This window comes from Streptomyces sp. NPDC005151 (genome assembly GCF_053599875.1).
This window is the reverse complement of sequence record NZ_JBSFYR010000018.1, coordinates 26,513-51,039: the sequence shown is the minus strand read 5'-3', so window position 1 is coordinate 51,039 and position 24,527 is coordinate 26,513. Positions and strand designations below refer to the sequence as shown.

Sequence of the window (24,527 nt, the reverse complement as noted above, 5' to 3'; positions counted from 1 at the left end):
CATGCCGGACGACGACAGGACACTGCAGTACCTCAAGCGAGTGGTCGCCGAACTCCAGAGCACCCGCGAGCAGCTGAGGCAGGCCGAGCAGCGTACGAACGAACCCGTCGCGATCGTCGGCATGGCCTGCCGCTACCCGGGCGGCGTCGCGTCCGCCGCCGACCTGTGGGATGTCGTGGCCGCCGGGCGCGACGTGGTCTCGGACTTCCCCTCCGACCGGGGCTGGGACCTCGACCGCCTCTTCGACGACGACCCCGACCGCCCTGGGACGACGTACACCCGCTCCGGTGGATTCCTCGACGGGGCAACGGAGTTCGACGCCGAGTTCTTCGGCATCGGAAACACCGAGGCACGGGCCATGGACCCGCAGCAGCGGCTGCTCCTGCAGACCGTCTGGGAGTGCCTGGAGGACGCGGGGATCGACCCCGGCACACTGCGCGGCTCCCGTACGGGCGTGTTCGTGGGGACGACGGGGCAGGACTACGCCCAGCTCGCGCGGTCCGGTCCCAGCGACCTTGAGGGCTACTGGGGCATCGGCTCGGCGGGCAGCGTCCTGTCGGGGCGTGTCTCGTACGTGATGGGGTTCGAGGGCCCGGCCCTCACCATCGACACGGCGTGTTCCTCATCTCTGGTCGGTGTGCATCTGGCGGCGCAGGCGCTGCGTCAGGGCGAGTGCTCCCTCGCGCTCGCCGGTGGTGTGACGGTGATGTCCACGCCGGGTGTGTTCACGGAGTTCAGCAGGCAGCGCGCCCTCTCGCCGGACGGCCGGTGCCGGTCCTACGCGGAGGCGGCGGACGGCACCGGCTGGGGCGAGGGCGTCGGCGTCGTCCTCCTTGAGCGGCTCAGCGAGGCCCGGCGCAACGGCCACCGCATTCTCGCCGTCGTCCAGGGTTCGGCCGTCAACCAGGACGGCGCAAGCAACGGCCTCACCGCGCCCAACGGCACCTCCCAGCAGCACGTCATCAGCCAGGCGCTCGCCGACGCGTGCATCCGTCCCGGCGACGTCGACGCCGTCGAGGGCCATGGCACCGGCACCACCCTCGGCGACCCCATCGAGATCGACGCGCTGAACGCCGTCTACGGCCGGGAACGCGGAGGACAACAGCCCCTGCGTCTGGGCTCGTTGAAGTCCAACCTCGGGCACAGCCAGGCGGCCGCCGGAGTCGGCGGTCTCATCAAGATCGTCCAGGCCCTGCGCCACGAGGTGCTTCCCCGGACCCTGCATCTCGACCGGCCCACGTCGAAGGCCGACTGGTCCGGCGGCATCTCCCTACTGACGGAGGCCACGCCCTGGCCGCGTGGGGAGCGCGTCCGGCGCGCCGGCATCTCCTCCTTCGGCATCAGCGGCACCAACGCCCATGTCGTCGTCGAGGAGCCGCCGGAGGACCAGCATGACGTGGGCGATGAGGAGTTGGCCATACTCCCCGTCGTCCCGTGGGTGCTCTCCGCCAGGACGCCCGCCGCCCTCCGCGATCAGGCCCGCCGCCTCCACACCCACCTCACCGCGCACCCCGACACCGCGCACCCGGACGCCGCGCCCACCGAGGTCGGCGCCGCCCTCGCCCGCACCCGGGCCCGCTTCGAGCACCGGGCGGTCGTCATCGGCGCCGACCGTGCCGAACTCCTCGCCGGTCTCGCGGCGTTCGGCGCGGACGAGTTCCCGGGCAACGTCGTCCGGGGCGTGGCCGCACGCGCGGGCAAGACGGCCTTCCTCTTCTCCGGGCAGGGCTCGCAGCGCACCGGCATGGGGCGTGAACTCGCCGCTGCCCACCCGGTGTTCGCTGACGCGCTGGACGCGGCGTGCGCCGAACTCGACCGGCATCTGGAGCGACCGCTGCGACAGGCGATGTCCGCCGCCGAGGGCACCCCGGAGGCGGAGCTGCTGCACAGTACCGGCTACACCCAGCCCGCCTTGTTCGCCCTGGAGGTCGCCCTCTACCGACTCGTCGAGTCCTGGGGCTTCACCCCCGATTTCCTGATGGGCCATTCGATCGGCGAACTGTCCGCCGCCCATGTCGCCGGAGTCCTCTCCCTCACCGACGCGAGCGCCCTGGTCGCTGCCCGCGGCGCACTGATGCAGGCTCTGCCGGAGGGGGGCATGATGGTCGCCGTAGAGGCATCGGAGGACGAGGTCCGCGAAAGCCTGGCGAAGCACGAGCAGTTGGCGGTGGCCGCCGTCAACGGACCGCGCTCCGTCGTCGCGTCCGGTGCCGCCGACGCCCTCGGTGCCTGGGAACTCCCCTGGCGGGAGCGGGGCCGCCGCACTCGCCGACTGCGCGTGAGCCACGCCTTCCACTCGCCCCTGATGCGCCCCATGCTCGGTCAACTGGCAGAGATTGCAGGTAGCTTGAGATACCAGGCGCCGCGCATCCCGATCGTCTCCAACGTCACCGGCACCCTCGCCGACCCGGCCGCCCTGGCCGGCCCCGACTACTGGGTGCGACACGCCGAGCGCCCGGTCCGCTTTTACGACGGCACGCGCACCCTGGAGAACGCGGGTGTGACCGCCTTCCTGGAGCTCGGCCCGGCCGGGGTGCTCACCGGCATGGCGCAGGAGTGCCTGGACGCCCCGTCGGCCGCCGTCCTCGCCTCCGCGCTCGACGGGCGCAAGTCCGAGCCCGTCGCGCTCCTGACCGCACTCGCCGAGCTGCACACCCACGGCGCGGGCGCCGACCTGGCGGGGCTGTTCGCACCGGCTGCGGGCCGCCGGGTGAGCCTTCCCACGTACGCGTTCCAGCCGCGCCGCCACTGGATCGACGTGCGGCAAACCGTGCGTGACCCGCAGCGCGTGGAAACCAACGCGGTCTCCAGGAACGGGACTTCGGAGGAACCCGCCCCCCAGGAACCGACGCAGGACGCCCTCGGTCTGGTCCTGGCCCAGGCCGCCCTCGTCCTCGGATACGACGGCACCACGGCCGTGGACGCGGACAAAACCCTCCTGGAGCTCGGCATCGACTCACTCGGCGCCGTCCGGCTGCAGCGGCGCCTCTCCGCCGCCACCGGGCTCGACCTGCCGACGACGCTTCTGGTGGACCACCCGACCCCGCAGGCGATCGCGGACCATCTGCGGCCACTGATCGGACAGGCCACACCTCAGGTGCAGGAGCCCGCACTCCTGGCACAGGAGCCCGCACCCCAGGCTCAGGAGCCCGCACCGGCCCCCACCCCCCGGGGTCGCTACACCGCCCTCCTCAGATCCGCCCACGCCCGAGACGAACTTTCCGCCGCCATCCCGCAGTTGCGGACGGCTGCCTCCGTACTGCCCTCCTTCTCGTCCCCCGACCAGCTCACCGCACCGCCCAGGCCCGCCCTCCTCTCCGACGGCCCCGCCGAGCCCGCAGTGGTCTGCGTGCCGTCCTTCCTGGCCGGTTCCGGCCCGCACCAGTTCGCACGGTTCGCCGCGGGCTTCCGACGCCGGCTGCGGATGTCGGCGCTCACCCTGCCCGGCCTGGGTGGCACCTCACCGCTTCTCCCGAGGTCCTGGCACGCGGCGGTCGGCAGCCTGGCCGCCGAGACCCTCAGGGCCGCGGCCGGCGCCCCGGTGCTGCTCGCCGGGCACTCCATCGGCGGGGTCCTCGCGCACGCCGCCGCCGCGAGCCTCGAACGCGCCGGGCACCAGGTCGCGGGCGTCGTCCTGATCGACACGTACGAACCGGAACCCGCCCAGCAGAGTGAGGTGTTCGGCTGGGCGATGGGGCACATCCTCGACAGGGAGCAGGTGTTGACCGACGTCGACGACGCGGGCGTCCTGGCCATGGGCGGCTATCTGCGCCTCTTCGACGACTGGGTCTGCGACCCACTCACCGCCCCGGCTCTGCTCGTCACCGCCGAGCGCGGCCCCGACGCACCGAACAGCGGGAACTGGCGTCTGTGGCGCGCGGCCGACACCGTCACGCCGGTCCCGGGCGATCACTTCTCGCTCCTCGAAGAACACGCTGCCGAGACGGCACGGACGGTCGAGGACTGGCTTCGAAAGGAACTGTCATGCAGCCCGTCGGCATAGTCGACTTCGGGAGTTATCTGCCCGAGAAGGTCGTGGGGCCCGAGTTCTTCCACGACCCGGACGCCCCGGTGGACCCACTCGCCAACGCTCCGCTGTTCAAGGTCCCCGCGACCCGGCACCACGTCGCTCCGGACGAGCGCGCCTCCGACATGATCGCGAAGGCGGCCGCGCCCCTCTTCGAGCGGCTCGGCCGGAAGCCCCAGGCGGATGTGTTCCTCACGAACGTGCTGCTCCCGGACGAGCCGTTCATGGGCATCGGCGCCCAGGCCGCACACCGGCTCGGCATCAGCCCCGAGTGGATCGTGGACCTGCACAACGGCGGCTGCGCCTCGTTCATGTACATGATGCAGCTGGCGCAGAAGATCATGGCCGACGGCTCCGCGCGGACCGCCCTGATCGCCAATGTGCAGAACACCGCGGGGCAGATGTTCGCCCAGTCCGAGGTGCGCAAGCACTCCCACGCGGCGGTACCGGGCGACGGCTGTGGCATGGCCTATCTGGAGGCGGGCGGCGGTTCGCCGATCTTGGGTGTACGCAAGCGCAGCACTCCCGAGTACTCGGTCGAACTGGGGCTCGCGGCTCCGGACGGGCGCAAGTACTGGGAGCCCGGCACCGGCCAGACGGACATCTGGTTCGACAACACGAAGCAGCAGGAGGTCCTGGGGCGCGGCAACTCGCTCGTCCCCGAGCTGGTCCGGGAGCTCTGCTCGGACCTCGGCGAGGAGCCGTCCGACATCGACGTCCTCGTCACCAACCAGCCGAACCGGATCTTCCTGAGGAACTGGCGACAGGCCCTGAAACTCGATGCTAAGCGCCACTTCGACACCTTCGACCGCTTCGGAAATCTGTACGGCGCCGCCGTACCCATCACCCTCGACCAGGCCGCGCGCGCCGGTGAACTGCGCGACGGCGACCTCGTCGTGATGTCCGGGTTCGCGCATGCCGGAGACTTCGCGGCCGCGGCCGCGGTGCGCTGGAACGACGCGTCGTGAGCGGCGGCATACGGGACGTCCCCACCGAGGACTTCGACGTCGTCATCGTCGGCGCGCGCTGCGCCGGCTCCACCCTCGGCGTGCTCCTCGCCCGCCGCGGCCTGCGGGTCGCCGTGCTCGACCAGGCCGCGCAGATCCGCTCGACGCTCTCCTCGAACATCCTGCAGGCCGACTCCCTCGCGTTCCTCGACCGCCTTGGTGTGATGGACGAGTTGAGGGCCGCCGGGGTCAGCCCGATGAGCCATGTCGACATGCGCCTGGAGGAGTTCCGCTGTCTGGCCGCCTTCCCGCAGCAGGACGGGGACGTCGGCGGCGCGGCCTGCATCCGCCGGGAGGTTCTCGACCCCGTGCTGGTGGGTGCGGCCCGCGCAGCGGGCGCCGAGGTGCGTCTGGGCACCCGGGTCGTCGGGGTCGTCCGCGACGGCGGCCGCGTCTCGGGGGTCCGGGCCGTGTCCGGGGGCACCGAGACCGTTCTGCGCGCCCGCCTCGTCGTCGGCGCCGACGGCCGGAACTCCAAGGTCGCCGAGGCCTGCGGCTCCCGCATGTACCACGTCAGCCCCGGTGAACGCAGCTACTACTGGACGTACTTCGAAGGCGCGGACCTCGGCGAGCGCCCCACCTTCGTCTTCCACCGCTGGGGCGACCGGCACATGCTCGGCGGCCCCGCCGACAACGGCCTCTACATCGTGGGCGTCTCCCCGCAGCAGCACGAACGGGAGTCCTTCCGCGCCGACCTCGAAGGCTCCCTGCACGCCCACGCCATGCGCTGCGCGCCCATCGCCAAGGCCCTCTCGGGCGCCACCCGGGCCAGCAGGATCTACGGCATCCGCCGCTTCTTCGGGTACTTCCGCGAGGCGGCGGGCGCCGGCTGGGTGCTGCTCGGGGATGCCGGGCACTTCAAGGACCCGGCGGGCGGGCGCGGCATCGGGGACGCCTTTCACCAGGCGGAGCGGCTTGCGCCCGCGATCGTGGCTGCGCTGCCCGAAACCGCCCGGCTCGACCGCGCCACCGCCGAGTTCGGCACGTGGCGGGACCGCACCTACGCCGAGTACTACGGGCTGGCCACGGACCTCGGCGTCGCGGGCCCCATCGCGGGTGTCGTCCCGCGGGTCGTCCGCGCGCTGCACGCCAAGGGCAAGGTCGACGGCGTACTGGACCTGCTGAGCCACCGCGCCTCCGTCATGGATGTCCTCACCCCGGGGCGGGTTCTCGGCGCCACCGGCAAAGTCGTGCTGAGCGGCCGGGGCCGGCGCCGGGCCGCGCTCGACGAGCTGGTCCGGCTCGCCGGCGCGGAGATCAGCCGCCGGAGCGCGATGCGCAGGCCCGTCTATCAGAGCGGCCCTCAGCCGCACCCCGTACAGCAGGACCCCCTTGAACCGGAGCCGAGCAGATGACCAGCACTCTCCCGTACGCAACCGCCCCCGGCACGCTGCCGCCGCCCGGCATCCGGCTGGGCTTCGAGCAGACCGTGCCGCGCTCGCTCGCGCACCGCAGGCAGATCGGTGAGGTCTTCGTCACCGACTCCGCGCAGGGCTCGGACGACGACTTCTATCTGTCCTTCCAGATCCCCCGCGCGCACAGCCTGTGGTCCGACCGGCATCCCTCCCACCACGACCCGTTCGCGTCCTCCGAAGCTGCGCGTCAGTCGATCTTCGTGCTGCTGCACCGCCATGTGGGCGTGCCGGTGGGGCTGCCCTTCAGCCTCCAGCGGATCACACTGCGGGTCGAGGACCCGGAGGCGTACGCGGATGACGGGACCTCCGCTCTTCAGGGCTATCTGCACTACCGCGTCGCCGAACGGCAGGGCAGGGGCTCCGACGTGGTGAGCATGACCCTCGAAGGCGTCATGGAGATCGGCGGACGCCGGGCGATGACGCTCAGCGCGGTCCTCGCCTTCATGTCACAGGAGGACTACGACGTCTTCCGCGCTTTCCAGCGGGCCCAGAAGCCGGTGGACACCACCCGGTTGACACCGGCGCGCCGGCTCTCGCCCGCCCTGGTCGGCCGGGAGGTCCCCCGCAACGTCGTCATCGGTTCCGCGGGCCGTGAGGACACGGAGACCGACGGCGGCAGGATCCGCTATCTCCTCGCCGCCGACCAGGGGCACCCCGCATTCTTCGACCACGAGTACGACCACGTACCGGGCCCCCTGATGGTCGAGGGCCTGCGGCAGGCGGCTGTCGCCGCGGCCTGCCGGAGCGGGGCCATCGCGTCCCCGCACGCCATGGTCGTCGGCTGCGAGGCGGCCTTCCTGGACTTCGCCGAGTTCGAGGCGGACCTCGTCCATGAGGCGGAGGTCAAGACGCCTGGCGCTGACGGTCGCCTGCCGGTGACGGTGTGGCTGCGGCAGTTCGGCAAGACGGTGGTCCAGGGCCATATCGAGCTGCTGCCCCACTCGGGCCCGCGTCCCCGTTCGACCGCACACATCCACGGAGTCTGATTCATGCCATTTGAACGTACACAGCGGCGCGTGGCAGTGGTGGGCGGCGGCATAGCGGGTCTCACCGCCGCGCTCCGCCTCGACCTGCTCGGCCACAACGTCGAAGTCATCGAGGCAGAGGGCACGTTGGGCGGCCGCTTCGGTCTCGACAAGCTGGGCGACCGGCGCGTCATGACGGGCGGCAAGAACATTGGCCGCCAGTACCACACCTTCCGCTGGTTCGCCTCGGAGCTCGGCTCGGACGTGTACGAGAGCTTCGGATACAACGCGTCCCGCATCAAGGACGGCGAGGTGCTCACGCTCGACAGCGAGCGCCGCAGCCAGACCCTGAAGAACATCCGGCGCATGGGCTCGTCCCGGGACTTCGCGCGGATGGCGGGCATGGCGGCCCGCATCCGCGCCGACCGGCGCAACCGCTTCCTCGGCTCGCGCTACTTCAGCGGCGTCTCGCGCAAGCACGACCACACCCCGCTCAGCGAGTTCTTCGGTCCCGAGATGACGGACATGCTGGTGCGGCCCATGGTGATCCGCAACAACGGAGCCGAACCCGACGAGGTCTACCCCGGCACCTTCGGCACCAACATCGCGATGCTGATGGATCACTACGACCAGTTGTCAGGCGGCATCCAGCCCGTCCTGGAAGCGTTCGCCAAGCGCGTACCGGTGCGGCTCAACTCGGCGGTCGAGTGCCTGGAGATCCGCGACGGCAGGGTCACGGGCCTGCGGATCTCGGAGGAGGGCGCCGAGGCGAAGTCCAGCGACTACGACGGCGTGGTGCTCGCCACTCCCGCCTACGCCACCGCCGAGATCGTCCGCTCCGCCCGGCCCGCGCTCGCCCGCCGGCTCAGCGACGTGAATTACTTCCCGTCGACCGTGGTGCTCGTCGAGTACGACCGGGACATGTTCACGCATGACGTGCGCGCGCTCGCCATGGACGACGGGCCGTGCAGCAACGCCGGTTCGTACGGCCAGGAAGACCGCCACATCGTCCGCTACACCTACAGCGGCCGCGAGGGCAGGCTCACCGACCTCAGTGCCGAGAACATCGACCGGCTCACGGGTGAGACCGAGGAGCGCCTGGTGAAGTATCTGGGCGCGCCGCGCGCCGAGCGCGTCAATCTCCTGGTCAAGCACTGGAAGGCCGCCTACAGCGGCTATCTCCCCTACCACGCCGAGTTCCTGGCGGAGGTCCGCCGGAGCGTCACGGGCATAGCGGGCCTGGAGCTCGCGGGCGACTACATCCAGGGCGTGTCCATCGAGGCATGCGCGCGGACGGGCCGCGCGGCGGCCGGACGGCTCGCCACGCACCTCGGCTCCCCAGGGAACCACGCGTGAGCGCCCCGAAGTGGGCGGTCGTCACCGGCGCCTCCTCCGGCATCGGCGAACACCTCGCCCGAGGCCTGGCCGCGCGCGGATACGGCTTGTGGCTGACCGCGCGCAACACCCAGGCCCTGGAACTGCTCGCCAAGGAGCTGCGGGACAAGCACCGCGTGACCGTGCACGTCAGGAGCTGCGATCTGGCCGACTCAGCCGCGCGCGGTGAGCTGGCCAGAGAACTCGCCGGGGAGCCGGTGTCGGTGCTCTGCGCCAACGCGGGGTTTCCCACCTGCGGGCCGTTCAGCGAGAACGACCCCGCGAAGGAGACCGCCGAGGTCCAGGTCAACGTCGTCTCACTGCACGCCCTCACCCAGGCCCTCCTCCCCGGCATGCTGGCCCGCCGTCACGGCCGCATTCTGGTCACCGGTTCGACCGCGGGCTACCAGCCCGTGCCGACGGCGGCCACCTACTCGGCGACCAAGGCCTTCGCCAACACCTTCGCCGAGTCGCTCCACGACGAACTGCGCGGCACCGGCGTGAGCTGCACACTGCTCTCACCCGGGCCCGTGCGCACCAACTTCTACGCGGTGGGCGGCATTTCGGGGCTGCAGGAGCATCGGTTCCTCGCCTGGCTCACACCCCGGCGCGTCGCCGAGGCGGGCCTGCGCGGTCTCGCCCAAGGGCGCCGCGTCGTGGTCCCCGGACCTGTCGCCAAGGCCCAGTACCTCGCGGGCCGCCACACCCCGCGCGCGCTGCTCATTCCCGTGCTGCGCGCGGCATTTCTCCCCCTGTTCCGCAAGGCCAGGGGCGCAGGTACCACCCGCAACAGACAGACAGTCAACTCCCGGAAGTGAGAAGCACATGGACGGCAGAAAGCATCGCTGGTTCATACTCGGGGCGTCGTTGATACCGCTCGTCGCGGTCTTCGGCGCCATGGGACTGCTGTGGAACGAGATCTTCGGCTGGTCGGACGTCGTCGTCCTGGTCATCATGTACGCCATCTCCGGCTTCGGGATCTCCGCCGGTTACCACCGCATGCTGACCCACCGCTCGTTCGAGACCTACAAACCTATCCGCATCGCCCTCGCCACCGCCGGCGTGATGGCCGGGCAGGGGCCGCCGCTGATCTGGGCCGCCCACCACCGCAAGCACCACCGCGTCGCCGACAAGCAGGGCGACCCGCACTCCCCGCACCTGGACTTCGAACCCGGCATCAAGGGCACCATGGCCGGGCTGTGGCACGCCCACCTGGGCTGGCTCTTCGACGTCGAGCTCAGCTCCGACCCGATGCGCTACTGCCCCGACCTGGTCCGCGAGAAGCCTCTGCGCTGGCTGAGCGAGCACCTGGTCCTCGTCACCGCCTCCAGTGTGGTCCTGCCCGGCGTCATCGCCTACGCGATCACCGGCGGCTCGGTGCGGGCCGGGTTGACGGGCATGCTGTGGGGCGGCCTGGTGCGTATCTTCCTCATCAACCACATGACGTACGCCGTCAACTCCGTCGGGCACGTCTTCGGACGTCGCCGCTTCGAAACCACCGACCAGTCGCGCAACGTGGCCTGGCTGTCGATCCCCTCGTTCGGGGAGGCCTGGCACAACAACCACCACGCCTTCCCCCGCTCCGCCAGGCACGGCATGAAGTGGTACGAGATCGACCTCTCGGCGATGCTCATCTGGTCCCTGGAGAAGACCCACCTGGCCTGGAAGGTCGTTCGTGTCGACCCCGAGCGCATGACCATGCGCGAGGCCAACGTCAGCCGAGTCAGCGGGACTTCGATGGACAAGAGGGAACTCCTGGAGTCCCAGCAGTCCCTCGCCCCCATGGCCGAACGCTCCCGCGACTCCGACGCCTCCCTCGTGGACGTCGAGTAGGCCGAGGGAGACCCGGGCAAACGAGAGAAACACGAGAGACGGGGAAACACGTACGTGGAGTTCTTCAACGCCCTGACCAACCGTGCCTCGCACGGCGTACTGCACGAGTGGAACGGCGACGAGTTCGACCACACGCCCTGGCGCGAGGTCGTCAAGGACGCGCACGGGATGGCCGCCGGACTCCGCACCCTCGGTGTGGGGCCGGGCACCCGGGTCGCCGCGATCCTCACCAACACCCCTGACACCGTCCGCGGGCTGCTCGCCGTCTGGCTGGCGGGCGGCGCGGTGGCCTCGCTTCCGCTACCCACCCGCGGACAGAGCCACGCGGCGTACGGTGAGCAGCTCCTCGCGCTTTCGGCGCGGCTGGACCCGACGCTCCTGCTCGTCGACGACTGGCTGACCAGCATGGTCCCGGAGGAGCTGAGCAGGCACCTTCCGGTCCGCGGCTGGTCCGCCCTACGCGGCTCGGGGCGCGTCGAGCCAAGCCCGCCGGGACGGGACGACCTGGCGTTCATCCAGTACTCGTCCGGCTCCACCAGCATGCCCAAGGGGTGTGCGCTCACCACCCGTTCCATCGAGCAGCAGCTGCAGATCATCCTGCATCTGACGGGCGGCCGACCGGGCGCGGACACCGTGGCCTCATGGCTGCCCCTCTCGCACGACATGGGCATGTTCGGCTGTCTGCTGTACTCGTGGGCGTACGACTTCGACTTCGTACTGTCCTCGCCCGACCGGTTCGGGATGGCGCCGCGCACATGGTTCCGAGACATGTCGGAGTACGAGGCGACGATGACGGCGGGCACCAGCACGGCCGTGTATCTCGCGGCGCGGGCACAGGGGCGGGGTTCACTGCCGAAGGAGCTGAAGCTGCGGGCCGCCGTGATCGGCGCGGAGCGCGTCGACTGGAACACACTCGTCACGGCGACGGAGAAGTTCCGGCCGTTCGGCCTGGCCGACTCCGCGTTCCAGCCGGCGTACGGCATGGCCGAGGCGACGCTCGCGGTGACTGGCAAGCCCTGGGCGCAGGCGCCCAAAGCACTCGCCTTCGACGGGCCCGCGCTCGTCGAGGGCTCGGTGATCGAGGTGGCGCCCGACCACCCGAAGTCCACCCGGCTCGTCTCCAACGGCCCTGCCCTGCCCGGGGTCACCGTGCGGGCCGGGTCGGGCGGCCGGATCGCGGAGATCCAGGTGGCGTCGCCGAGCCTGGCGAACGGCTACTACGCCGACCCGGAGCGCACGGCCGTCAGGTTCAAGGACTCCTGGCTGCAAACCGGCGACCTGGGCTTCGTCCAGGACAACGAGCTGTACGTCCTGGGCCGCGCCGACGACATGCTGTCGGTGGGCGGGCGGAAGGTCTATGCCTCCGAGATCGAGTCCGCGGTCGACAGCCTCAGGAACGTGCGCAAAGGGTGCGCGGCCGTCATTGACGCGGGCGATGCGGGGATGTCCCGGCTCATCCTGATGGTGGAGCCGCAGGGCAACCCGCGCGACTACCGGCCCATCGCCGAGGAGGCGGCGGCCCTGGCCATGGAGAAGGCCGGGGTCGCACTCGCAGAGTGTCTGTTCCTGCCGCGCGGTGTGCTGCCGAAGACGCCCAGCGGCAAGATCCAGCGGTTCCGCTGCCGGGTGCTGCTCCATGAGGGGCAGCTCGCCCCCGTGGCCCGGGTGACGTTCGCCTGACCAGGAGTGTGTGCGGGGCCCGGCCGGTCGTGTCCGGTCGGGCCCCTGCCATGACGTCCCTCCGTCATGAAGTCCCACGACCACGAAGGAGACAACCGCCTATGAGCCACTACCGGTCCAACCTCAGGGACCTGGAGTTCAACCTTTTCGAGGTGCTCGGCCGCGCGGAGACGTACGGCCGGGGCGCCTTCACGGGCACCACCCGGGAGACCGCCCGCGACCTGCTCGCCGAAGTGGAGCGCTTCGCCGTCGAGCAGCTCGCCGACCCCGCGATCGAAGCGGATCGCACCCCACCCGTGTACGACCCCGAGGGCCGCTCGGTGACTCTGCCCGAGCCGTTCAGGAAGGCCTACCGCGCCTGGATGGAGTCCGGCTGGTATCTGATCGGCCTGCCCGAGTCGCTCGGCGGCGCGGGCGTGCCGCCGTCACTGTGCTGGGCCGTCGCGGAGCTGGTGCTCGGGGCCAATCCGGCGCTTTACATGTACCAGGCGATCGCGGGCTTCGCGAAGATCATCGATCAGCTCGGGACCGATGAGCAGCGGCAGTTGGCGCGGCACATCGTCGAGCGCCAGTGGGGCACGACGATGGTTCTCACCGAGCCGGAGGCCGGCAGCGATGTGGGTGCGGGCCGGACCAAGGCCGTGCGGCAGGCGGACGGCAGCTGGCACATCGAGGGCGTGAAGCGGTTCATCACCTCCGGTGAGCACGATCTCGCCGAGAACATCGTGCACTTCGTGCTCGCGCGGCCCGAGGGCCATGGTTCCGGCACCAAGGGGCTCTCGCTCTTCATCGTGCCGAAGTTCCACGTCACGGACTGGGCAACGGGTGAACTCGGCAAACGCAATGGGGTGTTCGCGACCGCGCTCGAGGACAAGATGGGCCTGAAGGCGTCCGCCACCTGCGAGCTGACCTTCGGCGACGGGACGCCGGCGGTCGGCTGGCTCCTTGGCGAGGTGCACGACGGAATCCGGCAGATGTTCCACATCATCGAGCAGGCCCGGATGATCATCGGGACCAAGTCGATGGCGACGCTCTCGACCAGCTACCTCAACGCCCTCGAGTACGCCAAGGTCCGTATCCAGGGTGCGGACCTGACCTCCCTCGCGGACAGGACGGCCCCGCGCGTCCCCATACTGCGCCATCCTGATGTGCGGCGCTCCCTGCTGCTTCAGAAGGGGTACACGGAGGGACTTCGGGCCCTGGTTCTGTACACCGCCACGATGCAGGACCGGATCGCGGCGGCAGAGGCGTCGGGCACCCAGGACACGGAAGCGGCAGCTCTCAACGACCTACTGCTGCCGATTGTGAAGGGCTACAGCTCGGAGAAGGCCTGCGAGCAGCTCGGGCACGGGTTGCAGACCGTCGGCGGCGTCGGCTATACGAAGGACTTCCCGCTGGAGCAGTACATCCGCGACACCCGTATCGACACCCTGTACGAGGGCACGACCGCGATCCAGGGCCTGGACCTCTTCTTCCGGAAAATCGCCCGGGACCAGGGACAGACGCTCGGCCTGCTGCTCGCCGAGGTGGGCAAGAGCGTGGCCGTCGACGACGGACTGCGGGAGGAGCGAGCCCTGTTGGGCGAGTCGTCGGCACATCTGCAGGCGATGGCGAAACAGCTCGGCGGCCGGCTTCTGGCGTCTCTCGAGGAGCCGACGGCCATCTACGAGGTCGGGCGCAGTACGACGCGGCTGCTGATGGCAGCGGGGGATGTGCTGCTGACGTGGCTGCTGCTGCGGCAGGCCGCGGTCGCGGCCGAGCGGCTGGCGGAGGCCGAGAGCGGAACCTCGCGGACTCAGCGGACCCGACTCGCCTTCTACCGGGGGAAGATCGCCACCGCGCGGTTCTTCGCCCAGGAGGTGCTTCCGATGGTCGCGGCGCAGCGCCGTATCGCCGAGCGCGAGGACTCGGTGCTCATGGACGTGGAGGAGGAAGGCTGGTAGTACCCGCAGGTCAAGAAAACTGGTCGGGCGGGGTGCCGCCGCTGCCGGTGCCCGCGGAGCCGACCGGGGACCGGTCCTTCACCTCGCGCCCGTCCACGATGCCGATGCCCTGAGCGGGACCGCACCGGTCGGCGCACCGGTCCACGCGCCGGTCCCTCCGTGGCCGGAACCTCAAATCATGCTCTGAACGTCTCCCTCTTCGGATTGGCCGCTGCCCGTCGGGGCCATCACCCCTGCACGCAGTGGAGGAGGGGGACACCATGGAGCTCGGAATCGGCATCGGCTGGCGACCGGAGATCGAGGATGCGGTGGAGGCACTGCCTGGGATCGACTGGGTGGAAGCGGTCGCGGAGAACCTCTGCACCGACCACCTGCCCGACTCCCTGGTACGGCTTCGCGCCCGCGGCGTGACCGTCGTCCCGCACGGCGTCTCGCTGGGCCTCGGCGGGGCCGACCGCCCCGACCCCGGCCGGCTCGCGGACCTTGCCGCGCGGGCCACGCTGCTGGGCACACCGCTGGTCACGGAGCACATCGCCTTCGTACGGGCCGGGGGGACACGCACCGCGTCGCCGGGGCTCGAAGCGGGCCACCTGCTGCCCGTGCCGCGGACCTGGGACGCACTGGACGTCCTGTGCGAGAACGTCCGGATCGCGCAGGACTCGCTGCCGGTGCCGCTGGCGCTGGAGAACATCGCGGCGCTGATCGCCTGGCCCGACGAGGAGCTGACCGAGGGCCAGTTCCTGGCCGAGCTGGTCGCACGCACCGGGGCCCGGCTGCTGATCGACGTGGCCAACCTGCACACCAACCACGTCAACCGCGGCGAGGACCCCGCGAAGGCGCTCGACGAACTGCCGGTGGAGGCGATCGCATACGTCCATGTGGCGGGCGGGCTCGAGAAGGACGGCGTCTGGCACGACACGCACGCCCACCCGGTGACGCGTCCCGTCCTCGACGTACTCGCCGAGCTCCGCTCCCGGGTCGACCCGCCGGGCGTCCTGCTGGAGCGCGACGACGATTTCCCGCCGGCGGAGGAGCTGGCGGGCGAACTGACGGCGATCCGCACGACGTTGGACGCGGCGGGGAAGGACGGACGGGGACCCAGTGCCGGTCGGTCGGGACGGTCCGGCGACGACGCCGTCCCGAGCGGGCCTGCGGGGCACCTCACCGGTCACCTGACGGAGACCGCCCGTGCGGGTGTCGCCTCGTCCGACGCCACCACGGCCGACACCTCCGGCGCCACCGCCGCCGCCCGCGACCGCGCCGTCGACGCCACCCGGGACCGTGCCGCCGTCGCCCAGACCGCGCTGCTCTCCGCCCTCGTCGCAGGCACCCCGGCCCCCGAGGGTTTCGCCCCCCGCCGCCTCGGCATCCAGAGCCGCGCCCTGGCCGCGAAGCGCGCCGACGTCGTCGCCAAGGTCGCTCCGGAGCTGCCCGAGATCCTCGGTGACGGCTACCGGCGCGCGTTCCTCGCGTACGCCAGGACCCGCCCCATGTCCGCCGGATACCGGCGCGACGCACTGGACTTCGCCGAGCAGCTGCTGATCGCCGGCCGTCCCGCCGACGACGCCGCCCGCCGTCGGCTGACCCACTGGTGGCAGGACCGCGCGGCCGCCAGGCCGCCGCGCCGCACCACCCGGCTGGTACGGGCCGCCCGCGCCGCGCTCGTGGGGAGGTGACCGGAATGAACATCGTCGCTCTGCTGGTGACGCTGGCCGTCGCGGTCTCCTCGACCCTCCTGATCGTGGGACTCTCGAATGCCCGGCGCGGCCCCGGTGGCCCTGCCCACGACCTCTACGAAGTGGCATTCCTGAACGGCGGGCCCGGCAGGGTCGTGGACACCGCACTCGCCGCCATGCAGACGGACGGACGCCTGGCGGTCGGCGGTCCCGGCATCGTCTCCGTCCAGCGGCCGGTCGCCCACGACCCGGTGGAGCGAGCCTTTCTCCAGGAGCACGCCGCCGCCCCCAGCGGTGCGCTGCACACCCTGCGGGATGCGGTGATGCGGCATCCCGCGGTGCAGGAGATCGGTGACGGGCTCGCGGCCCGCGGACTGCTGGCCGCACCGGAGGCCACCGTGAAGTGGCGCCGCTGGGGCCTGTTCCAGGGGCTGGGCTGCCTGCTGGCCATCCCGGTCTCCTTCGCGGTGACGGTGTCACAGTCCATGGCGGAGTCCGACAAGCTCGACTCCTCCCTCCCCTTCATCGTCAAGGTGCTCCCCGCCCTGTTCGTCGGCTTTCCGACCGGGCTGATCTGCGCGGGCGTCGCCCGCGCCCGGATCACCAAGGCAGGGCGGCGCGCCGCCGAGCAGTACCGCGCCGCCCATGCCTGCACCGCCGAACCCGCCCACCTCGTGGCGAATCTGGGGCTGCGTGCGCTGCCCGATCCCGTGCTGCGGGCGCAGTTGGCGGCGGCCGCACGGATGCGGACGGCCGGCGGGATGCGGCCGATGTCGCCCTCGCACTCCTCCTCCGGCAGCAACGACCACTTCGTCGCGACGGTGTGGTGCGCCGGTTCGGGCGTTTCCGGCTCCGGCTGCGGGAGCTCCAGCGGGACCCCGGGCGGGGGCAGCAGCTGCGGAGGAGGCAGCGGGTGCGGCGGCAGTTCCGGATCCGGTTGCGGCGGGTCGGGCGGCTCCAGCTGTTCCAGCAGCAGTGGATCCAGCTGCGGGGGGTCGAGCTGCGGCAGCAGCACCTGACACCAGCACCTCGCACGCCCGTCCGAATAGCGAGCAGGCCATGGCGCTCCCCGGCGCACCTCGCATAGAACTCGGACATGCTCTGGGTTCTGTTACTGCTGGTCGCGTCGGGTGCGGCGGCTCTCTCCTGTCTCCGGCTCTGCCTCGCCGCCGCAGCCGTCGACCGGGTCCGGGACCCCGGTAATGTCGAACTGACCCTGTATGAGACGGCGTTCCTGGCCGGCGGCCCGCACCGGGTCGCGGATCTCGCACTCGTCACCATGCATCTGCGCAGGCGCCTGCTCCTCGCCCACACCGGCTGGGCGACGGTCGTGGTCACTCAGCGTTTTCCCCGATGTAGCCACCGGGGTCGACTACGAGCGGTGGGCCGACAGCCACACGGTCTTCGCCCCTGTCCACAAGTTCGGCGACGATGAACGGGCGCACCGGCCGGCCACGCAGATCGGCGGCGAGGTACGGGGCGAAGCCGTTCCTGGCTGGTGAGCGCTCGTGCGGCGGGGCGGCACGGACCGTCGTGCCGCCGCGGGAACATGCGACCGGCCCACGCGGAGGCGGGCCGGGGACCTGCGGGGAAGGGCGGTGCGCTTCCCCGCAGGTCTCGGGATCGCCGCAGGTCGGAGCCCTCGGCGAACCCGAAGCCGAACCCGGTGTCGCTGGAGCGGCGGGCAGCGCACAGCTGTGCGCCGGCGCCCGCCGTCTGAATCTTCCGGGTTGGGGTGGTCGGAGCCCGCTCGCTACGCGAGCCCGGCCACCAGGTCTGCGACGGACTTCCTGCGGCCCGTGTAGAAGGGGACCTCCTCGCGGACGTGCATCCGCGCCTCGGAGGCCCGCAGATGACGCATGAGGTCGACGATGCGGTACAGCTCGTCGGCCTCGAAGGCGAGGACCCACTCGTAGTCGCCGAGCGAGAACGAAGCCACGGTGTTGGCGCGGACGTCGGGGTAGCCGCGGGCCATCTTGCCGTGGTCCGCGAGCATGCGGCGGCGGTCCTCGTCGGGCAGCAGGTACCAGTCGTAGCTGCGCACGAAGGGGTACACGCTGATGTAGTTGCGCGGCGTCTCGTCGGCGAGGAACGCCGGGATGTGCGACTTGTTGAACTCGGCGGGGCGGTGCAGCGCCATGTTCGACCAGACGGGCTCCAGCGCCAGGCCCAGCTTGGTGCGCCGGAAGAGGTTGTACGCCTCCTGCAGCTCGTCCGCCGTCTCCGCGTGCCACCAGATCATGACATCGGCGTCGGCACGCAGGCCGGACACGTCGTAGGTGCCGCGGACAGTGATGTCCTTGGCCGCGAGCTGGTCGAACAGCTCCTGGACCTCGTCGGCGTAACCGGCACGGTCGGCGGGCAGCACATCGCGCAGCTTGAAGACGGACCACAGCGTGTAGCGGATGACCTCGTTGAGGTCCTTGGCCTTCTTACCGGCGTTCGGGCCCTTAGTTGATTTCACAGTCTCAGGCGCACTCATACGGCTATTGTCCCGCCTCGCTCCGTGTGCCCTGAACCGGGGTCGGAGTGGCAATGATCTCTCCCGCGGTCCCGCCCGCGATGTCCGCGGCGATCTCGTCCGCGGCCCGGTGGGCGCCGGCGATGCAGGCGGGGATGCCGACCCCGTCGTACACCGCTCCGCAGACCCGCAGGGCCGGCAGCTTGGCGACCTCGTCGCGGATCCGGGCGACCCGGGTCAGATGGCCGACGGGGTACTGGGGCAGGCCGCCGATCCACCGGGTGACCTCGGTGTCCACCGGCTTCGCGGCGAGTCCGGTGGCGTCGGCGAGGTCACGCAGCGAGACGTCGACGAGTTCGGTGTCCTCGCGGTGGAGATGGTCCTCCTCGCCGTACCGGCCGACCGAGGTACGCAGGATGAACAGGTCGGGGGCGGCGTCGGCGACCCACTGCCACTTGTGGGTGGAGAAGGTGGAGGCCTTGATCGTACGGCCGTCGACCGGCGGCACGAGGAAGCCGGAGCGCCCGTCGAGGGCGCCCGTGGCCGCCACGTCGGAGCGCCGGAACGCCAGGGTGACCAGCGCCATCGACGCGTACTCGACGCCCGCGAGCTCGGCGGAGGCGGCCGGGGACTCGGCGGCCAGCAGCGTCGACGCGGACCAGGCGGGGGCGGCGAGGACGATGCCGTCGGCGGCGATCAAACGGGTGTCGGTGCGGACGTCCCAGCCGTCGGCGGTACGGGTAAGGCCCAGGACGGGCGTGGCGGTGAGGATCTCGCCGCCTCCGGCGCGCACGGCGTCGGCGACCGCGCCCGGCAGGGTGCCGATGCCGCCGTCGATGCCCTGGAAGACCGGGCCGGTCTGCTGCCGGGCTGCGGCCTGCCGCTGGATGCGCTGCACGCCGTCGAGCAGCGAGCCGCCCTCCTGGACCACCTCGAAGAGCTGCGGCACGGCTGCGCGCATCGAGATCCGGTAGGCGTCGCCCGCGTAGACGCCGCCGAGCAGGGGCTCCACGAGCCGGTCGACGACCTCGCGGCCCAGCCGGTCGGCGACATACGCGCCGATCGCGACATCGTCGCCGACGGCGGTCGGCGTGAGGTCCCGTTCCTGCGCGATGCGGGCGAGACCCTCCGGGGAGATCACCCCGCTGAGTGCGGCGGGGTCGCCCGGGACGCCCATCACATGGCCCTTGGGCATCGGCCGCAGATCGCCCCGCGTCCAGACCGACGCCGTGGCGGTGGCCGGTGGCTGAAGCCGGTCGCCGAGCCCGACGGCGCGCGCCAGGTCGACCGCCTCCGGCCGCCTGGCCAGCATTGACTCCGCACCCAGATCGACCCGGGTGCCGGCGATCTCACCGGTCATGAGCTTGCCGCCCAGCCGGTCGGTCGCCTCCAGGAGCGTGACCCTCAGTCCTGCGCCGATGAGCCGGTGGGCGGCCGTGAGTCCGGCGATGCCGCCGCCGATGACGACGACATGACCCGTACCTGTGTCCACGCGGTGTGTTGAACGCTGCATGCCTCCACTCTCTCAAACCTCTTCCGACTCCTGACCGTGACCTCTTCGAAACCGGTAAAGGGCAACCCGCACCCCCGTCTCGCACGTCGAACCGGCACCATCAACCACCCGCCCCGGGGGAGCAGTTATGCAGAGAGCACGTCATTCGAGCCGTTCGTCCACCCGTCGTTCACGCACAGTGCTCGCTGCCGGAATGCTCGCCGCGCTGATCGCGCTGAGCGGCTGCGGCGGTTCCGACGACAGTTCCGGTGACAAGAGCGCGATGGACTCCGCGGACAACAAGGCGGCGGCCCCGGCGGAGCGCGCCGAATCCGCCGGCGGGGAGTCGGACCGGGCGGCCTCGGACGGCAGCCCGGCTCGATCGGCGAAGCCCACGTCGCTGACGACCGCCCATGTCATCCGCAAGGCCTCCCTCTCCGTGGAGGTGAAGAGCGTGCCGAAGGCGGCCGCGGCGGCCCGTTCGGTCACGGAGGATGCGGGCGGGCTGGTGGCGAACGAGTCCACCGACCGGATCGACGACCTGCGCGAGACCTCGCACCTCGTGCTGCGGGTGCCGCAGGCCGAGTACGACGCCGTGCTGCGGAAGCTGGCGGGCGGCGGGAAGCTGCTGTCCCGTACGTCGGAGGCCAAGGACGTCACCGATCAGGTCGTCGACGTGGAGAGCCGGATCGCCACCCAGCGGGCGAGCGTCGCCCGGGTCCGGAAGCTGATGGACCGGGCCGAGAAGATTGCCGATGTGGTCGCCCTGGAAGGGGAACTGAGCAATCGCCAGGCGGAGCTGGAGTCGCTGCTCGCCCGGCAGGAGTCGCTCAAGGACCGCACCACCCTGGCGACGATCACCCTCGACCTCGCCGAGCCGGAGCCCTCGGCGCAGGGCGCGGACGACGACGATCCGGGGTTCGTGGACGCGCTCGGCGGCGGCTGGCACGCGTTCGTGACAACGGTGAAGTGGATCGCGATGGCGGTGGGTGCGGCCGCGCCGTTCCTGGCGGCCGCGGCCGCGCTGCTGCTGCTCTGGCGGCTGGTACGCACCCGGCTCACCCGGCGCCGCACGCCCCGGGCGGCCGTGCACGCCCCCGTACCGGCGGCGGCGCCCGAGCACGCTCCCGTACCGCCGGAGACTCCGTCCGCCCCCTGAGGTCGTAGCGTGGGCCCTTCGGACTCGACGCTCGAAGGGACCCGGCATGGCAGCGGAGCGACTGGTGGTCGTCGGCGGGGACGCGGCGGGCATGTCCGCCGCGTCCCAGGCCCGCAGGCTCAAGGGGCCGGACGAGATGGGCATCATCGCCTTCGAGCGCGGCCACTTCACCTCGTACTCCGCCTGCGGCATCCCCTACTGGGTCGGCGGAGACGTCGAGCAGCGGGACGACCTCATCGCCCGTACGCCCGAGGAGCACCGGGCCCGCGCCATCGATCTGCGGATGCGCACCGAGGTGACGGAGATCGATGTCGCCGGGCAGCGGGTGCGCGCGCTGGACCGGGAGACCGGCGAGACGTACTGGGCCGGCTTCGACAAGCTGGTGATCGCGACCGGTGCCCGGCCGGTACGCCCCGCGCTGCCCGGCATGGACGCGGCCGGGGTGCACGGGGTGCAGACCCTGGACGACGGCCAGGCGCTGCTGGACTCCCTGGACCGGGCGCCCGGCCGGCGCGCGGTCGTTGTCGGCGCCGGTTACATCGGTGTCGAGATGGCGGAGGCGCTGCTGAAGCACGGCTTCGAGGTGACGGTCCTCAACCGCGGGGAGCAGCCGATGGCGACGCTCGACCCCGACATGGGGCGCCTGGTCCACGACGCGATGGACGGTCTGGGCATCACGACGGTGAACCGGGCCCGGGTCAGCAGGATCATCACCGGTGCCGACGGCCGGGTCACCGCGGTCGCCACGGAGGAGGGGACCTACCCCGCGGACGTGGTGGTGCTCGGCATCGGCGTCGAACCGGAGACGACGCTGGCCCGCGCGGCCGGCCTACCGGTCGGCCCGCACGGCGGTCTGCTCACCGATCTGTCGATGCGGGTCGTCGGGCACGACAACATCTGGGCGGGCGGCGACTGCGTCGAGGTTCTCGACCTGGTGGCGGGCCGCACCCGGCATATCGCGCTGGGCACCCACGCCAACAAGCACGGCCAGATCATCGGGTCCAATGCGGGCGGCGGGTACGGGACATTCCCGGGCGTGGTCGGTACGGCGGTCAGCAAGGTCTGCGACCTGGAGATCGCCCGGACGGGGCTGCGGGAGAAGGACGCCCGCGCGGTGGGGCTGCGGTTCGTCACGGCGACGGTCGAGTCGACCGGGCGGGCGGGCTACTACCCGGGCACTCAGCCGATGACGGTGAAGATGCTCGCGGAGTACCGCACGGGCCGGCTGCTCGGCGTACAGATCGTGGGCCGGGACGGAGCGGCGAAGCGCGTCGACATCGCGGCGGTCGCACTCACCGCGGGGATGACCGTGGAGCAGATGACGGCGCTCGACCTGGGATATGCCCCGCCGTTCTCGCCTGTGTGGGACCCGGTCCTGGTGGCGGCACGCAAGACGGTCCAGGCCGTGCGCGCTGCGGGTGTATAGGGGCACTCTCCGTCATCAGGCGGACGGACGATCACTCCATGGTCACCGGTTGCGACGGATCGGGTACTCTGAGTTGAATCGATCACATGATCCGACACTCTGTGCGCGCGCTCTGCGCCGCGCCCCCGAATGCACTGCTCGCCGCGGAACCCGAGGGTTTCACGGCGAGCAGGATGCGTTTCGGCGACCGGTTCAGCGGGCCGTCTGCGTGTGGACGTACTCGACGAGCCGGGTCAGTGCGCCCGGGTCGGTCGTCGGCATCACGCCGTGCCCCAGGTTGAAGATGTGACCTTCCAGACCGGCGGCCGCGTCCAGCACCTCACGCGTCTTCGCCTCCACCGTCGCCGTCGGCGCGAACAGCACCGCCGGGTCGAGGTTGCCCTGGAGCGCCTTGCCGGGTCCGACCCGGCGCGCACCCTCGTCCATCGGGACCCGCCAGTCGACGCCGACGACATCCGCGCCCGCTTCGCCCATCAGCCCGAGCAGTTCACCGGTGCCGACACCGAAGTGGATGCGCGGGACACCGTACGAGGCAACCGCGCCGAATACCTTCGCGGAGGCCGGCATCACGGAGCGGCGGTAGTCGGCGGGGGCGAGCGCGCCGACCCAGGAGTCGAAGAGCTGCACGGCCGAGGCGCCCGCCTCGATCTGCACCTTCAGGAACGCACCGGTGATCTCCGCCAGCCGGTCGAGCAGCTCGGCCCAGAGCTCCGGCTCGCCGTACATCATCGCCTTGGTGCGCTCGTGGCTGCGGGACGGGCCGCCCTCCACGAGGTAGCTCGCGAGAGTGAACGGCGCACCGGCGAACCCGATGAGCGGCGTCGACCCGAGTTCCGCGGTGAGCATGCCGATGGCCTCGGTGACGTAGTGGACGTCCTCCGGCGTGAGGTCACGCAGCCGGGCCAGGTCGGCCCGGGTACGGATCGGGTCCGCGATGACCGGACCGACGCCGGGCTTGATGTCGAGGTCGATCCCGATGGCCTTGAGGGGGACGACGATGTCGCTGAAGTAGATCGCCGCGTCGACCTTGTGGCGGCGTACGGGCTGCAGCGTGATCTCCGTGACCAGCTCCGGCATCATGCAGGAGTCGATCATCGCGATGCCCTCGCGCACCTTCAGGTACTCAGGCAGCGAGCGCCCCGCCTGACGCATGAACCAGACCGGCGTGTGCGGCACGGGCTCGCGGCGGCACGCCTTCAGGAACGCCGACTCATGGGTGGCGGAGGTCTTCGTCTGCTGGCCCGAGGGGCTGTCGTTGGCGCTCACGCACAGAATCTTCGCATGAAGCGGTAAGGAGCCGAGTCCCGCAGGGTGTCCCTCCCTGCACGAGGCTCCGGTTCCGCCTACTCTTCCCCGCATGGCTCCGGCTCAGGGACAATTTTCCGAACATTCCGACAGCGCTGACGGCAAGGACAGTGCGGAGGGCAGTTCCGTCCCGCCCGCGTTCCGGTCGGCGGTGGAAGCGTTGCGCTCCGCGCGGCTCCGCCCCGAGCTGGAAGTGGAGCCGACTCGGCCGCCCCAGCGCCTCGCTCCGCACGCGTACGCCGTGGAGGCGGCGGTCGTCGACGGCGAGGACGATCTCGCCGACGGCCGCCTCGTGCTGCTGCACGATCCGGCCGGGCACGACGCCTGGCACGGCACATTCCGGCTGGTCACGCTGGTACGCGCCGAGCTGGAGCCGGAGATGGCGTCCGACCCGCTGCTGCCGGAGGTGTGCTGGTCCTGGCTGACCGGCGCGCTGGAGGCGCGGGGCCTGTCGTACGGGGAGGCGGGCGGCACGGTCACCCGCGCCGGTTCCCACTACTTCGGGACGCTGGCCGAGCGGCGCCCGGCGACCCAGATCGAGATCCGTGCGTCCTGGACGCCGCGCGAGGGGCGCGGCGGGGTGCCGGACACGGCGGCGCATCTGGCGGCGTGGGGAGATCTGCTGTGCCAGATCGCCGGTCTGCCGCCGTCGGGACCGGCCGACGCGGCGGTGGTGACACTGCCCCAGCGGCGCGGCCCGCAGGCACCGTAGCGGGGCTACGCGGGCGGACTCCCACGGGCGGGTCCCAGCGGCCCGGGCCAAA

General features: G+C 71.3%; 18 protein-coding genes and 1 pseudogene. 15 read left to right on the top strand and 4 right to left on the bottom strand.

All coding sequences use genetic code 11. The features are described 5' to 3' along the window. The first annotated feature begins 1 nt into the window (after position 1). The 9 genes from ACWD6R_RS13050 (at position 2) to ACWD6R_RS13010 (ending at position 14,244) form a co-directional block, all read left to right on the top strand. Complete coding sequence (locus ACWD6R_RS13050; protein ID WP_451818739.1) at positions 2-4,003, top strand: type I polyketide synthase; 4,002 nt, start codon at positions 2-4, stop codon at positions 4,001-4,003. Beyond that, positions 3,985-4,995 carry a 3-oxoacyl-ACP synthase III family protein gene (locus ACWD6R_RS13045; RefSeq protein WP_451818738.1) on the top strand — a complete coding sequence of 337 codons (1,011 nt, stop codon included), beginning with the start codon at positions 3,985-3,987 and terminating at the stop codon, positions 4,993-4,995. Before ACWD6R_RS13050 ends, ACWD6R_RS13045 begins: the two co-directional genes overlap by 19 nt. Further along, complete coding sequence (locus ACWD6R_RS13040) at positions 4,992-6,389, top strand: NAD(P)/FAD-dependent oxidoreductase (protein WP_451818737.1); 1,398 nt, start codon at positions 4,992-4,994, stop codon at positions 6,387-6,389. The genes ACWD6R_RS13045 and ACWD6R_RS13040 overlap by 4 nt, the downstream gene beginning before the upstream one ends. Beyond that, positions 6,386-7,435, top strand: a complete 1,050-nt coding sequence (locus tag ACWD6R_RS13035; RefSeq protein WP_451818736.1) for an AfsA-related hotdog domain-containing protein — start codon at positions 6,386-6,388, stop codon at positions 7,433-7,435. Before ACWD6R_RS13040 ends, ACWD6R_RS13035 begins: the two co-directional genes overlap by 4 nt. Positions 7,436-7,465: 30 nt before the next feature. Then, a complete protein-coding gene (locus tag ACWD6R_RS13030) occupies positions 7,466-8,770 on the top strand; it encodes a protoporphyrinogen/coproporphyrinogen oxidase (protein WP_451818735.1) in 1,305 nt (434 codons plus the stop codon). Further along, complete coding sequence (locus ACWD6R_RS13025; protein ID WP_451818734.1) at positions 8,767-9,606, top strand: SDR family NAD(P)-dependent oxidoreductase; 840 nt, start codon at positions 8,767-8,769, stop codon at positions 9,604-9,606. The genes ACWD6R_RS13030 and ACWD6R_RS13025 overlap by 4 nt, the downstream gene beginning before the upstream one ends. A 7-nt stretch (positions 9,607-9,613) precedes the next feature. Then, positions 9,614-10,621, top strand: a complete 1,008-nt coding sequence (locus ACWD6R_RS13020; protein ID WP_451818733.1) for an acyl-CoA desaturase — start codon at positions 9,614-9,616, stop codon at positions 10,619-10,621. Between the two features lie 54 nt (positions 10,622-10,675). After that, a complete protein-coding gene (locus ACWD6R_RS13015) occupies positions 10,676-12,301 on the top strand; it encodes an AMP-binding protein (protein ID WP_451818732.1) in 1,626 nt (541 codons plus the stop codon). A 101-nt stretch (positions 12,302-12,402) separates the two neighbouring features. Then, positions 12,403-14,244, top strand: a complete 1,842-nt coding sequence (locus ACWD6R_RS13010; protein WP_451818731.1) for an acyl-CoA dehydrogenase — start codon at positions 12,403-12,405, stop codon at positions 14,242-14,244. Positions 14,245-14,254: 10 nt separating this feature from the next. On the opposite strand, the gene ACWD6R_RS13005 is transcribed toward ACWD6R_RS13010, so the two are convergent. Further along, positions 14,255-14,389, bottom strand: coding sequence for a hypothetical protein (locus ACWD6R_RS13005; protein ID WP_451818730.1), 135 nt, complete (start codon positions 14,387-14,389; stop codon positions 14,255-14,257). A 115-nt stretch (positions 14,390-14,504) separates the two neighbouring features. Between ACWD6R_RS13005 and ACWD6R_RS13000 the strand changes: the two genes are divergently transcribed. The 3 genes and pseudogenes from ACWD6R_RS13000 to ACWD6R_RS12990 form a co-directional block, all read left to right on the top strand. After that, positions 14,505-15,920: a DUF692 domain-containing protein gene (locus ACWD6R_RS13000; protein ID WP_451818729.1), complete on the top strand. Its 1,416-nt coding sequence runs from the start codon at positions 14,505-14,507 to the stop codon at positions 15,918-15,920. Between the two features lie 5 nt (positions 15,921-15,925). Then, entirely contained in the window at positions 15,926-16,939 is a 1,014-nt protein-coding gene (locus ACWD6R_RS12995; RefSeq protein ID WP_451818728.1) for a TIGR04222 domain-containing membrane protein, read from the top strand. Positions 16,940-17,016: 77 nt separating this feature from the next. Further along, positions 17,017-17,253, top strand: a pseudogene (locus ACWD6R_RS12990) (TIGR04222 domain-containing membrane protein); the annotation flags it as partial. A 420-nt stretch (positions 17,254-17,673) separates the two neighbouring features. Here ACWD6R_RS12990 and hemQ read toward each other — a convergent pair. Beyond that, the gene (gene hemQ, locus ACWD6R_RS12985) at positions 17,674-18,402 is read right to left on the bottom strand and encodes a hydrogen peroxide-dependent heme synthase (protein WP_451818727.1); all 729 of its coding nucleotides are present in this window, start codon (positions 18,400-18,402) and stop codon (positions 17,674-17,676) included. A gap of 4 nt (positions 18,403-18,406) precedes the next feature. Further along, the gene (gene hemG / locus ACWD6R_RS12980) at positions 18,407-19,894 is read right to left on the bottom strand and encodes a protoporphyrinogen oxidase (RefSeq protein WP_451818726.1); all 1,488 of its coding nucleotides are present in this window, start codon (positions 19,892-19,894) and stop codon (positions 18,407-18,409) included. 127 nt (positions 19,895-20,021) lie between these two features. Between hemG and ACWD6R_RS12975 the strand changes: the two genes are divergently transcribed. Both ACWD6R_RS12975 and ACWD6R_RS12970 read left to right on the top strand, forming a co-directional pair. Next, positions 20,022-21,032, top strand: coding sequence for a DUF4349 domain-containing protein (locus ACWD6R_RS12975; RefSeq protein ID WP_451818725.1), 1,011 nt, complete (start codon positions 20,022-20,024; stop codon positions 21,030-21,032). 46 nt (positions 21,033-21,078) lie between these two features. Then, entirely contained in the window at positions 21,079-22,458 is a 1,380-nt protein-coding gene (locus ACWD6R_RS12970) for an FAD-dependent oxidoreductase (RefSeq protein ID WP_451818724.1), read from the top strand. 192 nt (positions 22,459-22,650) lie between these two features. Here the strand turns inward: ACWD6R_RS12970 and hemE are convergent, their stop codons facing one another. Beyond that, a complete protein-coding gene (gene hemE / locus ACWD6R_RS12965; protein WP_451818723.1) occupies positions 22,651-23,724 on the bottom strand; it encodes a uroporphyrinogen decarboxylase in 1,074 nt (357 codons plus the stop codon). A 91-nt stretch (positions 23,725-23,815) separates the two neighbouring features. On the opposite strand from hemE, the gene ACWD6R_RS12960 reads away from it, so the two are divergent. Then, the gene (locus ACWD6R_RS12960) at positions 23,816-24,475 is read left to right on the top strand and encodes a DUF3000 domain-containing protein (RefSeq protein WP_451818722.1); all 660 of its coding nucleotides are present in this window, start codon (positions 23,816-23,818) and stop codon (positions 24,473-24,475) included. The last annotated feature ends 52 nt before the right edge of the window (positions 24,476-24,527 follow it).